We start from the raw sequence: 15963 nt of genomic DNA on the forward strand, positions 1-15963 counted from the left end.
ATTGTCGTTGCCATAATTTACTTCATAGATAACTTTCATTCTAACCCATTGCAAAGTGAAGAAGCAACCGAAGACAGGCCCCGGTTGCTGTTGTTTGCGGCTTACATACAGAAGATATGTTGACCGATGGTTTTGACTTGAGGGCGGGTCCATATCCATGGCGAGGTCGCTGTTTTCGGATTAAAGTAATACAGACAGCCCCCTGTCGGATCCCAGCCATTTAGCGCCTGCTCTACGGCTTTCCGCGCCTGCTCGTTCGGCTCAAGCCATATTTGACCGTCAGCTACAGCGGTAAAGGCTCTCGGCTCAAATATAACCCCATGCGGCGAGTTAGGGAAGCTTGGAGATTTCACTCGATTGAGAATAACCGCCGCTACGGCAACCTGGCCTTCGAACGGTTCTCCGCGCGCTTCACCATAAACGGCATTCGCCATGATCCTTAAATCGTTGTCTGAAAGTCCCATGGTATTGGAAGAGGCTAAGTTGTTATTGCCGCCTTCCTTGTTGGATGTACCGCCGCCCGCACCGGCCGCTGCTCCGCCCCCACCTTCATGAAGCTTCGGAGCGGTCGGACGGAAATCCTTGGTTGCATTATACAGTTTAAGCTTGACCTTCGGACCTACGATACCGTCAACCTTCATGCCAAATTCCGATTGGAACCATTTAACGGATCCTTGGGTTTTGGAACCGAATACGCTATCGATTTTGCCATGATAAAAGCCCAGGTATTTCAGACGGCCTTGCAGCTCATACACATCTTCGCCGGTAGAACCAAATTTGATGGTCTGCTGGCTAAAGGTTGGCAAAGCTTCCTGAAGATTTGAATGATCTGCTTTAAGGCCTCCCTGAGCGAAGACAACGGCAGATAACAGGATCGCAATGCTGATCAGAATCCAGATTCTTGAGTTTTTCATGCTGCGCTCTACCTTTCTCTTGTGGTTTAACAAGCCTCGCTACCGTTATTATGACAAGCCTGCCAGTTTCCTATGCACCTGTTCGGCGAGAGGAGCGAACGAAGACGGCACATCATTGAAACACAAAGAGAGCTGTTCCTCTAAGGAACAGCTCCTTGTCGTTCGGAGTAGAGTTAACGATCCTGCACCGATTTATTCAGATGTTCTGCCAAGTTCTACACACGCCATGACCAACGCTCCAACCCCATGAAGATCATTCTCGCATTGCTGCCTTTCCACATAGTGCTTATAATCGCCGACACCTGTGCCGATGCAGATTTTAGGCATAACCAGATGCCCCTGATCATTCATATATACGGATTGGGCCAGGCCAGTATATCCGTGTCTTGCGTGTGAGATCAGGGAAGAATCCAGGTAACCGAGGCGGATTCCTTTGGCTAAGGTATATATGAAGAGACTGGAGCATGAGGTTTCCAGCCAATTGTCCTCCCGGCCCCCTTTATCTATAACCTGATACCACAGCCCGGTCAGTGGATCCTGATAACGCACCAGCGCCTCACTTAATTCGCGGAGCACGACAGCCAGTTCTTCCCTCGCCGGATGATCCTCAGGCAGTAAATCAAGGAATTCCACGATCGACAGCGCATACCAGCCTAACGCGCGTCCCCAAAATTCCGGGGATTGTCCGCTAACCGGATCTGCCCAGGGCATCGTTCTGCTCTCGTCCCAAGCATGATAAAATAACCCGGTTGCCTGATTCTTGGTATGGGAACGCATCAGCCTCTCCTGGAACAGCACCTCGTTAAATAAATGCGGCTCGTTATACTGCTGCGCATATTTCATCGTGAACACGCCACCCATATACAAGCCGTCCAGCCACATCTGGTAAGGATAGCGATCCTTATGCCAGTATCCTCCATCCGTGGTCCGATTCAGCGTAGATAACAGACGGAGCAGTTTATCAGCGGCAGCCCTGTACCGATGTTCGGGACATACAGCATCCAGCTCCATCAGGAGTTGGCCCACTTGAACGGAGTCCAGCTCCCCCCGCTCCAGCAGCAGATTCCCGTTGGAGTCCACCAGATGATCGACATAACCCTTTACGTAATCCAAAAACTTTGACTCACCGCTAAATTTCCACAATTGAGACATGCCAACCAGAAATACGCCCTGGTGGTAATGCCACCGCCCTGCAGGTGGCAGCTGCTCCGGCGAATACGTTCCCATGATCGATTGACAAGCCTTGGTGCCAAGTTGTAGGGGTGATAAGGTTAACGGTCCTTGCTGCTGAATAGGATTGGACATATGTGCTCCTCCTCTTTTTTCTAACCATCGTTCCAACAACTCACGCTATAAAATGACGCCATCCTTAAAAATGGATATTTCCCGGAAGCCATTGCGTTCATTTCTCGTCTGTTCAACACCCGAGGCTAATTGGACCATACGATTCATGAGTTCCTCATGGAGATCCTCCATGCTTTTGCCTTCCAGCAAAGCACCTGCATTAAAATCAATCCAATGCTTTTTGCGAGCGGCCAGTTCGGAATTGGTCGCGATTTTGACGGTGGGTACCGGGCCGCCAAACGGCGTCCCCCTGCCCGTTGTGAACAGGACGAGATGGGCGCCCGCTGCAGCCAAGGCCGTAACCGATACGAGATCATTGCCTGGCGCTTCTATCAGGTTTAACCCCGGCTTTGTTGATCTCACGCCGTAACGGAGTACATCGGTCACCGTGGCATTTCCCCCTTTTTGAGTGCACCCCAGCGATTTCTCCTCCAGGGTTGTGATGCCACCGTCTTTATTCCCTGGAGAAGGATTTTCATAGATTTCCTGTCCGTGCGATACGAAATATTGCTTAAAATTGTTAATCAGCACCGTAATATCCTTAAACACCTGTTCGTCGGCTGCCCGGTCCATCAGGATCGTTTCGGCTCCGAACATCTCCGGCACCTCCGTCAGCAGAGCTGTGCCACGGTGAGCGGTGATGGTATCTGCAATGCGGCCCGCCAGCGGATTGGCTGTAATGCCCGACAGACCGTCCGAACCCCCGCATTTCAGTCCGACCTTCAGTTTGGAGAGAGGAACTTCCGTTCGTTTGAAAGTCTCGGCATGTTCCACAAGCTGGGATATGAGGGACATGCCCTCCTCCAATTCATCCTCCATATCCTGAGCACGCATATACTTGATCCGTTTTCCGTCCTGCTCGCCAATCATGGCCTGCATTTGATCGATCTGATTATTCTCGCAGCCGAGCCCGATAATAAGCACGCCTGCCGCATTGCCATGCTGGGCCAGGGACGAGAGCAGACGCTGGGTATGGCTTAGATCATCTCCAAGCTGCGAGCAGCCGTAGGGATGCGGGAAGTGATAAACTCCATCAATGCCTCTCCCTTGAAACTGCTGGCCAGCCATACGCGCTAACAGCTCGCAGGTTTTGTTAATGCAGCCGACGGTGTTGATGATCCAAATTTCGTTGCGGATCCCAACCTCACCGCTTGATCTGATATACCCTTGGAACATCGAGGATTCCATAACAGTTGGCGAATCTTGAGGCACTGATTTTGCACTAGGATTATACTGGTACTCCACTTCACCGGATAGTCCGGTTTTCAAATTGTGAGTATGGATCCATCGTCCCGGCGAAATGACTTCCTTCGCCAGTCCGATCGAATAACCGAATTTTAAAACATGGCTGCCCGGCTCTATCAATCGAAGAGCCACCTTGTGACCTTTGGGCACGTTCTCGGTTACCTCGATCGCATGCTCCTTCCCGTTCAGAAGCCCGATGGCATGTTCTCCTGCTGACAAAGGACGAAGCGCGATGCCTACATCATCCTTGTTGTGAAGTATGACGATGTCGCTCATGTCTCGATCAGCTCCATTTCTTCGATATAGCCGCTTACAACTTCATGAAGATGGGATATCTGGTTCAAATCCTCGCCCCATAAAGCCTGATTGCCAAGAATGGATGCCACAAGCTGACGTATACTCCATTCCCCCTCTTCTACCTTTTGCCACGTTTGATAAAATGTCATCAGGCTGTCCGGATCATCTCTTAACAGCATCTGTTTACCATCAAGACACGTTCCGTACCACTGCCCCTCGACCGATTTGGCATGATACAGACGGATCAAGGAGGCCAATCCCCGAGTGATGAGGCTTGGGAGCGTGTTGTGCGAACTGACATATTCCTTTAAGCTTGGCAAAAGCCTCACCTTGAACTTAGAGATGCTGTTCATGGCAATATCCTGGAGCTTGTGCCGAAGAAAGGGATTGCGGAATCGCTCCCATACAGATATGGCATATGCCGTAACCTCTTCCAACGGGAGAGGCACCAAGGGGACGATCTCTTGCAGCATTGCGCCGCGAATGTCATTTCCCCATTCCGTGCTTTCTGCGATCTCTTTCACTTCAGTGAAACCACGAAGCAAACCGATGGAAGCCATCAGCGTATGCGTTCCATTCAATATTCTTACCTTTCTCACTTGATACGGGGTCAGATCGGGTACCCATCTTGCCTGGAGACCCGCTGACTGCAGGGGCAGCCTGGACTCCAATGAAGGGTCGCCCTCAATAGCCCAGAAATAATAGGGCTCCGCCGTGTTCAACAATCGGTCTTCATAACCCCATTGGTCAAAATAGCGCTCAGCCTCTTCCGGATAACCGGTTACGATCCGGTCCACAAGTGAGTTCAGAAACAGGTTGCACTCCTCGACCCAGCTCTGAAAAGCCGGCGAAAGGCCCCAATCCTCTGCATGCCGCAGCACAACCGAGCGCAAGATGTCCCCGTTTCGTTCCAGCAGCTCGCATGGGAGGATCAACAGGCCCTTGTCCGGCGAGCCTTCATAACACTCATAACGCCGATATAAAAGCATAGTCAGCTTTGCGGGGAATGACATCGGTGGTTCCGACGGATTCCAGTCACTGAGCTGATAATCGAGACCAGCTTCCGTTGTATTGGAGACTACGATCTCCAGGGAATCCAGCTCGGCGATCCTTAAGAAATTCTCCCATTCCGCATAAGGATCTATGATCTTTGAAAACACCGGGATCCACCGTTCTTCTTCTATCTTCCGTCCATCCTGGATACCTCGGGTCAGCAAACCGTAAATCCCTTCCTGCTCTCGAAGCTGCTCCAGCTTGCGTCGTCCCCCAGGTCTTGGCTGACTGACGGCAACGCTCCCTTGAAATAACCCCTGCAGGTTGCATTCATAGATCATCCAATCGAAGAATCCCCTTAGAAAATTGCCCTCGCCTATTTGAAGCACTTTAACGGGGTAGTTCAACATATCCAAGTGGTGCTGCTGTTGTAATGGCAAAGAATCCCTTCCTATCAACTTCAGCGCTCGGCTACGGTCTGTGTTTGCATCCATGTTCTGATCTATCTCCCTTCCATCCCGCCAAATCGGAAATAACTCTCTGCGTTGTTGTAACAAATATCCTGTACAATTCCCCCGAGCCATAGAAGATCATCCGGCGCTTCTCCCCGTGTAACCCAATCTCCGAAGAGATTGCACAGAATCCGCCGGAAATACTCATGCCGGGTATAGGATAAGAAACTTCTGGAGTCGGTCAGCATGCCAACAAAGCGGCTTAACAGCCCCATATTGCCGAGTTTACTCATCTGGTCGACCATACCGTCCTTGGTATCGTTGAACCACCACGCGGATCCGAACTGAATTTTGCCCGGAATGCCGTCGCCTTGAAAACTGCCGATCAGTGCTGCGAGAATATCGTTATCGCTTGGGTTAAGTGAATAGAGAATCGTTCTCGGAAGTGCCCGCTCTTGATCAAGCCGATCCATCAGCTTCACGAGCGGTACCGCAATTGAACTGTCGTGAATCGAATCATAACCGGTATCCGGGCCCAATTCTCGGAACATCCGGGTGTTATTGTTGCGCTGGGCATTAATATGAAATTGCATGACCCAGCCGAGTTTTGCATAGATTTGGCCGAGATAAAGCAGCGTATACGTTTTGAATTGTTCCTCCTCCTGACGGGAAACCCGCTCCCCTTTAAGCGCTTTCAGGAATATGTCAGCCGCTTGCTTCTCCGTAACCTCTTGATAGGGCACATAATCCAGCGCATGATCGGATACCCGACCGCCAACCGAATGGAAAAACTTAGCCCGCTGCTCAAGTGCCTTCAGAAATACCGAATAATCCGTAATCTCCATCCGGCTTCGGTCCGCCAACAACTTCACCCAGGGCAGGAACGTCTCCCGGTTAATCTCCAGTCCCTTATCCGGACGGAATGAGGGGAGCATCTGAAATCCGGTATCGCCTTCCTCCGCCAACTTGATATGATAATCCAGGTTATCCGTCGGATCATCTGTCGTACAGACGACTTTCACACGGCTTGAAACGATCAATCCCCGGGTTGTCAAATCATGTTCCTGCAGTCGCTTGTTCGCCGCTTCCCATATCTGCGGGGCATTCTGTTCATGAATGATATCCTTAATGCCAAACAGTCTTTGCAGCTCCAGATGAGACCAATGGAATAACGGATTGCCGATCGTCATCGGAACGGTGCGCGTCCAAGCCAAGAAGCGGTCATAATCGCTCACTCCCGGGCCGCCCGTGATGTATGCCTCTTCCACTCCAGCGGCTCGCATTGCCCGCCATTTATAGTGATCGCCGTTAATCCACGCTTCGGTCAAGTTCTCAAACAGGTGATTGTCATAGATCATTTTCGGACTCAGATGACAGTGGTAGTCGATGATTGGCATGTCTTTTGCATAATCGTGGTATAAGGTACGCGCAGTCTCGTTGTTGAGCAAAAAATGTTCATCCATAAAAGGTCTCATCATAACACCGCCCATTTCTGTAGATTATCTACTATGTTACGGCATCATCAGTTGGATTTCTTCACGTTTATTGCGAAATTGAAGGATTATTCAACATATCTTGCTTTGTTTTGGTCAATAGAAGTTGCTACAATATAACTGAAGAACTGGAATAGACCTGATCATGAAGGAATTGAAACGAAGCGGGGGCGATTATGATATCCAGCGATACCCATACCGTAACCTACGGAGAAGAAGAAGGGGAATTTTACTACCATCGCATTCATCGCACAAAGCCCTTTGAACGAAATAACCATTATCATGGAACCTATGAAGTCTACTATCTGGTTTCAGGCGAGCGCAATTATTTTATCAAAGAAAAATTGTACACCATTCGGGCGGGAGACCTCATTCTCATCAATAAATTCGACGTTCATAAAACCTCGGGTCAAGGCGATCCGGAGCATGAACGTATCGTCATAAATTTTAGCGATTCTTTTCTGGGGAAAGGCCACCCCTTGCTGGCATCCGGATTGCTGAGCATGTTTAATCAGGATACGCCGCTGCTGCGTTTAACCGTTCCAGAGCAAGCAATCATCATGCAAATTTTGAATAAAATGGCCGATGAGATCAGAGAAGGCTCTGCTTCGTACGAATACATGCTGCAGGTACTGCTTACCGAGTTATTAATTAAAACCTCTCGGTTAACCCATTCCGCCTCGCTGCCTGCTCACATCTCCATGAACCCGCTCCATCAGAAAATCACGGACGTCGTTAAGTTTATTCACGCCCATTACGCAGACAAAATCACGCTGCAGCAATTATCTGAAACCTTCTACATCAGCCCGTTCTACCTGTCCCGGATATTCAAAGAAATTACGGGCTTTACGATCATTAACTATCTGAACCTCACCCGCATTCGCGAGGCACAGCGCCTTCTGACGGATACGGACCTGAAAATCGTGGACATCGCCGAATCGATCGGCTTTGAAAGCCTGACGCATTTTGACCGAACCTTTAAGAAACTTATGAAAATGACGGCAAGCAAATACCGCAAAAGGCACAGCATCCCGTAAACCAACAAAAAAGGAAGCGATCAACCCAAAATTCTGGTTGTTCGCTTCCTTTTTCTGAAGTTAAGGGATTGACTCCCTTAACTGATTCGATTCTGCTGTTGTTGGTATTGCTCCATAGACATCAGCACTTCCCGCGGTTTGCTTCCCTCGTAAGGTCCGATAATCCCGCGTGCCTCCATGGAATCAATAAGACGTGCTGCACGGGTATAGCCTACGCGCATTCTCCGCTGCAGCAGCGATACGGACGCTTGCTTTGCTTCCAATACGATGGTCACCGCCTGCTCATACAGCTCATCCAATTCTTCTTCATCCGAATTCGACGATTCCTCTATCTCAGGCACTAACGACTCATCATATTCCGCCTGCCCTTGATCCCGGACAAAATCCACAATGTTCTCGACCTCATGATCACTCATGAAGGCTCCCTGCACCCGGATCGGCTTGGAGGAGCCCATCGGCATAAACAGCATATCCCCGCGGCCAAGCAGCTTCTCTGCTCCCGCCATATCCAGAATCGTTCGGGAATCGACCTGCGAAGACACGCCAAAGGCAATACGCGACGGAATGTTTGCTTTAATGACCCCCGTAATAACGTCGACCGACGGACGCTGCGTCGCGATGATCAAGTGAATCCCGGCGGCACGGGCCATCTGGGCCAGACGCGTGATCGCGTCTTCCACATCGTTGGCTGCAACCATCATCAAATCGGCCAGCTCGTCCACGATCACGACGATATAAGGCAATACTGCCGGCAGATTATCCTTCATCAGATTGTTGTAACCTTCAATATTTCGCGTTCCGGATTTGGAGAACAGCTCATACCGTTTCTCCATCTCTACTACGATTTTCTTAAGTGCCAAGGATGCCCGCTTCGGATCCGTTACCACCGGTGCCATCAAATGCGGAATTCCGTTGTAGACATTGAGCTCGACCATCTTCGGATCGACCATCAGGAACTTAACCTCATCCGGCTTCGCTTTATACAGAATGCTGGTAATGATGCCGTTGATACATACGGATTTACCCGAACCCGTTGCACCTGCAACAAGGAGATGGGGCATGCGTGCCAAATTACCGACAATCGTCTGACCTGAAATATCACGGCCAAATGCAATTGACAGCTTCGATTCCGCTTCCTGGAACGTCGGCGTCTCCATAACCTCTCTCATCGTAACCAGTGATACTTCGTTGTTCGGCACTTCGATCCCGATGGCTGATTTGCCAGGAATCGGCGCTTCCATCCGAATATCCTTGGCCGCAAGCGCGAGTGCAATATCATCGGTCAGATTGACGATCCGGCTGACCTTAACCCCGATGTCCGGCTGAATTTCATAGCGGGTTACCGACGGCCCCCGGACCACCTCCAGCACCTTGGCCCGAACGCCGAAACTTTCCAGCGTCGCCTCCAGCTTGCGCGCTGTCTGCATATAATCATTCTGGTCTCCACCCTTACCGCCGTTATTCGGTTTGGATAGCAGCCGGAATGGAGGCAGCTTGTACGGCTTGGGCGGCGGAGCCGGAGGTGCTGCCGGTGCCGTTCCCTCCTGCCCCTCATTACCTGCAGTAGCAACTCCATTCAACTCGCCATTCGACGCTTCAAGGCCACCCATGGGCTCAGGACTTGCTGCCGTGTTCCCCAAAGGGTCCTCTTGTGCCGAAGGTATCACCGCTTCGTGATCGTCGTACTCGTCATCCAGGCGTCCTTCTTGTTTCACTTGCTCGAAGAAATCACGAATAATCGGCGAGGAAGGCACGGATTCTGCTGCAGGAGTGATAACATCCGCTCCCTCCTCTGGTTGAACCGGACTGTTGAACAGGACGACCTCCCCTTTCTCCTTAGCACCATGCCCGTTGCCAACGGTAAATACCGGAGCCGCCTCATCCGCAGCATCCCCAGCCTCTTCCACTGCTTCGTTCCGTTTGTTGCCTTTGGAACCGAACAACTGGAAGAATTGCGGCGTTTTGCGGCGCGGCAGTCTCATGCTCTCCATATCATCCAGATCATCATCTTCATCCAGATCCTCCGGCAGCTGGATGCGTTGTTCCTTCGCGCTTGATTTCGCCGCAGCTCTTGATTTAGTCTGCTGGCTGTTCACTTTTTTCTGAATCCGTTCTCCAGCCTTTACAACCCTCACGCGGAACATCCGCATTAAATCCACATAGGACAGATTGGTAATCAGCATGAAGCTGATCACTAGCATGACAATCACAATCAACTTTGCCCCTATGCTGCCAAACAGCATTAACAGAAAGGCAAACTGCAACGCTCCAATGTAACCGCCGCTGATGTCTCTGCCCATGACGGGATGATGTCCATCATCTGCCCCGGCATGAAGGAGCTCGCCTTGCAAATCACTATGTATCTGGCTCATCGCATTTGACGCATTCAATTGTCCAATCGGGGCCAGCTTCGACTCCAAACCTGCAATGCTGCTCATTAAAGTGAGCGATAATACCAAGAGAAGGACACCGGTGCGTCTGCTGTTCCACCGTTTGGGCCATTTCCGGTGAATCATCACCATTAACCCGTAATAGATGCCGATTAGGGGGATGATAAAATAATACTTGCCCAGCAGATATCCCGACATCTTGGACAGGGAACGCCCCACCGGTGCTTCTCCGGATAATGCGATGACCGAAAGTGTCATCAATACAATCCCATAAATTTCATACTTCAATACGGCTGCAAAGGCTGCCTTCTTCTTTCTTTTCCGCTTTGCCAAAAGTGTCACCCCCGAATCCATATTATAGCATAATATTCGGTGGCGTACCTATGTTCTGTTTTCAGCCTTTAGCCTCATTTTCAACCGTCGGAATATAGCGAATCATTGCCCCCGGAGCGTAGCGTGGATTCAAATAATCTTGAAGCCCGCAATCGAGTAAACGGACAATTTTCGCCTGATCCTCTGCCATAGGTTCAACTTCCATTAGTATTCCTTCAACCCGAACTTCCCTGGACGTGACGGCTGCCTGTTCCCCTTGCAGCATCCCGATCGGATCCAATGGCATGACGCTGTACCATATCATTGCGTAATCCCTCCAGGGCTTATCGTTTTACGTTCTTCAATCATGCTATTCAAACGGCTTAATGCCTGCCCAATGCCCCCCACCTCGTTCATAAGGCCATATTTGACGGCGTCTGTACCTGAAACCGCGGTACCGATATCCCTGTTCAATTCACCGGTTTTGAACATCAGATCCTTAAACAGTTCCTCTGTTATCCTCGAATGACTCGTTACAAAACGTACGACACGTTCTTGCATTTTCTCCATGTATTCAAAGGTTTGCGGCACGCCAATGACTAACCCGCTCATGCGTATCGGGTGAATGGTCATCGTCGCGCTCTCCGCGATGATCGAGTGATCTGCTGCTACAGCGATAGGGACGCCGATACTGTGCCCCCCTCCAATGACTACCGTTACGGTCGGTTTGCTGAGCGATGCAATCATCTCGGCAATGGCAAGTCCGGCTTCAACGTCGCCGCCAACGGTATTGAGTATGATCAAGAGTCCTTCGATCCGCGGATTTTGCTCAGCTGCCACAAGCTGTGGAATCATATGCTCATATTTTGTGGTTTTATTTTGCGGTGGAAGCACGATATGTCCCTCGATTTGTCCAATGATGGTCATGCAAAAAACGTTGGATTCCCCGCCGCTCGGCAGTCCCGTCTGTCCCAACTGCTGTATCGTTTCCGTTACGGCCGCTTTTTTGCCTTCCTCGGTGGGGACGACCGGAGGCGCTTCCGTCTCGCCAGTCCATCCTGCCCTTATGTTGCCGGTAGTCCATTGATCTTTCTCCATCGCGCATCCCTGCCTTTATCTTAATGTCTAGCTGCTGCAATCAACACATAGCTAACCCTTAGTATGGCAAATGACGGGATCATTTTATGCTTATATGGGTACATTCAGCTTGGCAGCGGAATAGCAGCAACCAAAAAAACTCCTGCCGAAATCTTTCGGGAGAAGTTTAAGGAGCAACCTATAAAAAGCCCCTCTTTCGCGGGAACCGTCCAATTATTACCTGCAAAAAAGGGGCGACTGTGTGCCTGATTATTTTATTATCTTGTATCAGACTTCCATAATGATCGGCAAGATCATCGGTCTGCGACGTGTTTGTTCATACAAGAAGCGTCCCAAAGCGTCTTTTACGCTGGTTTTCAGTGACGCCCACTCATTCACGTTTTCACTCATCAGCTTCTGAAGCGTGCTGGAAACGATACGGTTCGCTTCATCCAGAAGCCCTTCGGATTCCCGTACGTATACGAATCCACGCGAAATAATATCAGGACCGGATACGATGGAACCGTTTTGCTTGCTCAAGGTAACGACAACGACCAGAATTCCGTCCTGGGACAGAAGCTTGCGGTCGCGCAATACGATGTTTCCTACGTCACCAACGCCAAGTCCGTCAATCAGAACATTTCCAGCGGTTACTTTGCCGGCTTTGCGGGCCGAGCCACCTTGGATTTCCACAATTTCACCGATATCGGTAATAAAAATGTTGTCCGGATCAACACCAACGGACTCTGCAAGCAGAGCGTGACGGCGCTGCATCCGGTATTCTCCATGGACAGGGATGAAAAATTGCGGTTTCATCAGATTCAGCATCAACTTGAGTTCTTCCTGGCTGCCATGACCCGATACGTGGACACCTGAATTGGATCCACTATAAATCACGTCTGCTCCAAGGCGGAACAACTCATCAATCGTACGTCCCACATATTTTTCATTACCTGGAACCGGAGTTGCTGCAATGATAACCGTATCCCCTGGCAGAATGTCCACCTTGCGGTGAGTGGAACGTGCCATGCGTGTGAGCGCTGACATCGGCTCTCCCTGACTGCCTGTACACAATACAACAACCCGGTCAGCTGCCATTTTGTTAACCTCTTCAGGTTCGATCAGCATGCCGTCCGGAATGTGCAAATATCCAAGCTCAGCGGCAATGGACACCACATTGACCATGCTTCTTCCGATAACCGTTATTTTGCGGCCCGTGGATTCGGCTGCATTAACAACCTGCTGAATCCGGTGCACATTCGATGCAAACGTTGCAACAACCACCCGCTGCTCGGCTTTGCGGAAAATATCTTCCAGCACGATGCCCACGTTTTTCTCGGAAGGCGTGAAACCAGGTCTCTCTGCGTTCGTACTATCTGACAGAAGAGCCAATACTCCCTTGCTTCCGATCTCAGCCATACGCTGCAGATCCGCATATTGGTCATTTACCGGAGTATGGTCGAACTTAAAGTCACCCGTATGCACAACATTGCCTTCCGGTGTTTCGATACAGATCCCTACGGAATCCGGGATACTGTGATTGGTCTTGAAGAAGGTCGCTTTCAGTGTGTTTCCGAGTTGTACTTCCGAATCCGCATGGATCAGAATCCGTTTCGTCTCACCCAGCAAATTCGCTTCTCTGAGCTTGTTTTCCACTAATCCGAGCGTCAATTTCGTTCCGTACACAGGAACATTCAAGTGTTTCAATACGTAAGGGAGGCCGCCGATATGGTCCTCGTGACCGTGAGTCAGCAAAATCGCTCTCACTTTGTCGCGATTCTCCGTTAAATAGCTAATATCAGGAATAACAATATCAATCCCAAGCATATCTTCTTCTGGGAACTTCAATCCCGCATCCACGACAACGATGTCATTGGCATATTGAATGACATACATGTTCTTCCCGATCTCACCGACGCCGCCCAAGGCAAAAATCGATAGTTTATCGTTGCTTATTTTCTTAGACAAATGTATCTAACCCTCCTATAGTTTTGGACGTCGTACCATTGTTATATTAAATTTCAAAAAAATACCGCACCCAGTCACTTGAATTCATTATACATGATGAAAAAGTGAAAACACAAGTCAACCACCTTCGTGAGCCATAGGATACCCAGAAACAGAAGGGTTTAAAACGAAGAAAGCCACTGCCTTCATTGAAGGCAATGGCTTAGGTTTGGTAGGTGCGCAGCTTACAAGGATGACAGCATATTACGGATAAATGCAGCCTCGTTCTCACTAGGAGAAACGAGCGGCAGACGAACGCCGCCGACCTGATAGCCCCGCTCATGCAGAGCGAATTTAACCGCCGCCGGGTTTGGAAGCGGGTCAGGACATTCAAACAGGCCCTTGAACAACGTGAACAAGGATTGATGCAGCTTGGCGGCTTCCTTCACGTTTCCTTCCACATAGGCGTGGATCATATCCTTCATGCGGGCGCCAGCGATATGGCTGGCCACGCTTACGATTCCGTAAGCACCTACGGCCAGAGCAGGCAGGGCTGAGGAATCGTCGCCGGAATAAACGATGAAGCCGTCCGGAGCACCTGCGGCAATGGCGGTGACCTGATCAATCGAAGCACATTCCTTCGTCGCAACGATGTTCGGTAATTGAGCCAGACGCAGGGTGGTAGCCGCGCTCAGGCTGATGCCCGTCCGTCCCGGCACATTGTACAGCATGATAGGTAAGGAAGTTGCCTCAGCGATCGCCTTAAAATGCTGGTAGAGCCCTTCCTGGTTCGGCTTATTGTAGTACGGAGCGACAAGCAAAATGCCATCGACGCCGCAGCTTTCCGCTTTTTTCGTCAATTCTGCAGAATGTGCCGTATCGTTGCTGCCGGTACCTGCGATAATCTTGCTTCGTCCACCTGCCTGCTTCACTGCGAACTTAAACAATTCAAGCTTCTCGTCTTCGCTAAGCGTTGGGGATTCGCCCGTCGTTCCTGCAATGACCAGAGAGTCCGACTTCTGTTCGACAATCAGGTACTCAATCAATCTCGCAGTCTCGTCCCAATTGATCTCGTTATTCTGATCAAATGGGGTTACCATAGCCGTAATCAATCTTCCGAAATCCACAATGATTCCTCCTTAAAGCTCTCCCGAACAGGCAAGCTTCCTTCGTAAGTAATCTTATATATAGTATTTCCTATCAAACGATTAACGAACAGACTCTAAGGTATTATCGGTGAAGTTCAAATTTGTAATGCAATGCGCGCAGCGCTTGAGCCATATCTTCCTTCTTCACAAGCACCCAGATCGTAGTGTTCGAATCTGCCGATTGCAGAATCGGAATATCGTGCTCGCTCAAGGATTCCACGATTTTGGCCATGATGCCAGGAACCCCGTTGATGCCGCCGCCAATAACGGATACCTTTGCACAGCCGGACAAGCTTTTTGGTTTCAAATCCAGGCTCTGCAGCACTTCAATCGCCTTCTCCGAGTCGCTGTCAAACACTGTATAAAGGACTCCCGTAGGGGTAACATTAATAAAGTCCACGCTAATGGAATGCTCCGCCATCGATTTGAAAACCTTCAGTTGAAGACCTTCCGTGCGATCGCATTCCACTGAGATTTGCGTAATATTGCTTACATAAGCAACTCCCGTCACAAAGCGGTCCACAATTCCGGATTGTATATCTCTGAAGCCCTCCGGCTGGGTAACCAGTGTTCCCTCATTATCCGAGAAGGTTGACCGCACTCTGACCGGAATTTGGGATTGCATGGCAATCTCAACTGCTCTAGGATGAATGACCTTGGCACCTTGATGAGCCATATTGCAAATCTCTGTATAACTTACATAGCTGAGTGGCTTCGCATCCTCGACGATGCGGGGGTCTGCCGTAAGAATGCCGTTGACATCCGTGTAGATATCAACCATTTCGGCGCGAAGCGCGGCTCCAAGCGCGGTGGCCGAGGTATCGCTTCCGCCCCTGCCCAGCGTCGTGAAGTCACCCGAATCGGTCTGCCCCTGGAAACCAGTGACGATAACAACTTGGTGAGACTCCAACTCTTTCAAAACCCGTTCAGGTTTTACGTCCTTAATGCGTGCATTTCCGAAGTGATCGTCTGTAAGAAATCCGGCTTGGGCACCCGTCAGCACCGTCGCGGTTATCCCTTCATGCTGAAGCAGACTGCATAGCGTTGTGGCTGAGATAATCTCACCGCAGCAGAGCAGCATATCCCGCTCTCTGTCTGGAAGCGCGTTTCCGCTCTGACCGATCCAATCCAGAAGAGTATCTGTAGCGTAAGGCTCCCCGCGGCGTCCCATAGCCGATACGACCACGACCAATTGGTAGTGATTAGCCAGTTCGCGCTGGATGTGCCCAATAACATGGGTTCTTGCTTGCGGTGTAGACAACGAGGTTCCGCCGAATTTTTGAACTAAGATGCGCATAAAATATTCCTCCGTTT

The 15963-nt window shown here is 50.2% G+C and carries 12 protein-coding genes; 1 reads left to right on the top strand and 11 read right to left on the bottom strand.

Translation table 11 applies throughout. From position 1 onward, the window contains the following. Positions 1 to 101: 101 nt before the first annotated feature. The 5 genes from sleB to uxaC form a co-directional block, all read right to left on the bottom strand. Positions 102 to 914: a spore cortex-lytic enzyme gene (gene sleB / locus ACOZB4_RS10630; RefSeq protein ID WP_339266170.1), complete on the bottom strand. Its 813-nt coding sequence runs from the start codon at positions 912 to 914 to the stop codon at positions 102 to 104. Positions 915 to 1106: 192 nt separating this feature from the next. After that, on the bottom strand, positions 1107 to 2219 hold the full coding sequence (locus ACOZB4_RS10635) for a glycoside hydrolase family 88/105 protein (RefSeq protein ID WP_379404629.1): 1113 nt from the start codon (positions 2217 to 2219) through the stop codon (positions 1107 to 1109). A 45-nt stretch (positions 2220 to 2264) separates the two neighbouring features. Beyond that, positions 2265 to 3779 carry a UxaA family hydrolase gene (locus tag ACOZB4_RS10640; protein WP_379404631.1) on the bottom strand — a complete coding sequence of 505 codons (1515 nt, stop codon included), beginning with the start codon at positions 3777 to 3779 and terminating at the stop codon, positions 2265 to 2267. Beyond that, the gene (locus ACOZB4_RS10645) at positions 3776 to 5233 is read right to left on the bottom strand and encodes a tagaturonate reductase (RefSeq protein ID WP_379404633.1); all 1458 of its coding nucleotides are present in this window, start codon (positions 5231 to 5233) and stop codon (positions 3776 to 3778) included. The genes ACOZB4_RS10640 and ACOZB4_RS10645 overlap by 4 nt, the downstream gene beginning before the upstream one ends. Before the next feature lie 62 nt (positions 5234 to 5295). Next, the gene (uxaC, locus tag ACOZB4_RS10650; protein WP_379404855.1) at positions 5296 to 6720 is read right to left on the bottom strand and encodes a glucuronate isomerase; all 1425 of its coding nucleotides are present in this window, start codon (positions 6718 to 6720) and stop codon (positions 5296 to 5298) included. A gap of 194 nt (positions 6721 to 6914) precedes the next feature. Between uxaC and ACOZB4_RS10655 the strand changes: the two genes are divergently transcribed. After that, positions 6915 to 7775: a helix-turn-helix transcriptional regulator gene (locus ACOZB4_RS10655; protein ID WP_076324943.1), complete on the top strand. Its 861-nt coding sequence runs from the start codon at positions 6915 to 6917 to the stop codon at positions 7773 to 7775. Positions 7776 to 7852: 77 nt separating this feature from the next. Here ACOZB4_RS10655 and ACOZB4_RS10660 read toward each other — a convergent pair whose 3' ends face one another. The 6 genes from ACOZB4_RS10660 to dapG form a co-directional block, all read right to left on the bottom strand. After that, on the bottom strand, positions 7853 to 10519 hold the full coding sequence (locus ACOZB4_RS10660) for an FtsK/SpoIIIE family DNA translocase (protein ID WP_379404636.1): 2667 nt from the start codon (positions 10517 to 10519) through the stop codon (positions 7853 to 7855). A 40-nt stretch (positions 10520 to 10559) separates the two neighbouring features. Next, positions 10560 to 10802: a YlzJ-like family protein gene (locus ACOZB4_RS10665; RefSeq protein ID WP_076324945.1), complete on the bottom strand. Its 243-nt coding sequence runs from the start codon at positions 10800 to 10802 to the stop codon at positions 10560 to 10562. After that, positions 10799 to 11575: a ClpP family protease gene (locus ACOZB4_RS10670; RefSeq protein WP_379404638.1), complete on the bottom strand. Its 777-nt coding sequence runs from the start codon at positions 11573 to 11575 to the stop codon at positions 10799 to 10801. The genes ACOZB4_RS10665 and ACOZB4_RS10670 overlap by 4 nt, the downstream gene beginning before the upstream one ends. Before the next feature lie 267 nt (positions 11576 to 11842). Beyond that, complete coding sequence (locus tag ACOZB4_RS10675) at positions 11843 to 13522, bottom strand: ribonuclease J (protein WP_076324947.1); 1680 nt, start codon at positions 13520 to 13522, stop codon at positions 11843 to 11845. Positions 13523 to 13746: 224 nt separating this feature from the next. Continuing rightward, positions 13747 to 14628: a 4-hydroxy-tetrahydrodipicolinate synthase gene (gene dapA, locus ACOZB4_RS10680; RefSeq protein ID WP_076324948.1), complete on the bottom strand. Its 882-nt coding sequence runs from the start codon at positions 14626 to 14628 to the stop codon at positions 13747 to 13749. 103 nt (positions 14629 to 14731) lie between these two features. After that, positions 14732 to 15946 carry an aspartate kinase gene (dapG, locus tag ACOZB4_RS10685; protein ID WP_379404641.1) on the bottom strand — a complete coding sequence of 405 codons (1215 nt, stop codon included), beginning with the start codon at positions 15944 to 15946 and terminating at the stop codon, positions 14732 to 14734. Between the last annotated feature and the right edge of the window lie 17 nt (positions 15947 to 15963).

Origin of the sequence: Paenibacillus sp. NPDC058898, from assembly GCF_049316025.1 — a bacterium.
Taxonomy (GTDB): domain Bacteria; phylum Bacillota; class Bacilli; order Paenibacillales; family Paenibacillaceae; genus Paenibacillus_AQ.

Bases quoted from the DNA above. Each gene is read 5' to 3' on its own strand.
- dapG (WP_379404641.1), bottom strand. From the start codon at position 15,946: ATGCGCATCTTAGTTCAAAAATTCGGCGGAACCTCGTTGTCTACACCG.
- ACOZB4_RS10670 (WP_379404638.1), bottom strand. From the start codon at position 11,575: ATGGAGAAAGATCAATGGACTACCGGCAACATAAGGGCAGGATGGACT.
- ACOZB4_RS10660 (WP_379404636.1), bottom strand. From the start codon at position 10,519: ATGGATTCGGGGGTGACACTTTTGGCAAAGCGGAAAAGAAAGAAGAAG.
- ACOZB4_RS10665 (WP_076324945.1), bottom strand. From the start codon at position 10,802: ATGATATGGTACAGCGTCATGCCATTGGATCCGATCGGGATGCTGCAA.
- ACOZB4_RS10635 (WP_379404629.1), bottom strand. From the start codon at position 2,219: ATGTCCAATCCTATTCAGCAGCAAGGACCGTTAACCTTATCACCCCTA.
- uxaC (WP_379404855.1), bottom strand. From the start codon at position 6,720: ATGAGACCTTTTATGGATGAACATTTTTTGCTCAACAACGAGACTGCG.
- ACOZB4_RS10640 (WP_379404631.1), bottom strand. From the start codon at position 3,779: ATGAGCGACATCGTCATACTTCACAACAAGGATGATGTAGGCATCGCG.
- ACOZB4_RS10655 (WP_076324943.1), top strand. From the start codon at position 6,915: ATGATATCCAGCGATACCCATACCGTAACCTACGGAGAAGAAGAAGGG.
- sleB (WP_339266170.1), bottom strand. From the start codon at position 914: ATGAAAAACTCAAGAATCTGGATTCTGATCAGCATTGCGATCCTGTTA.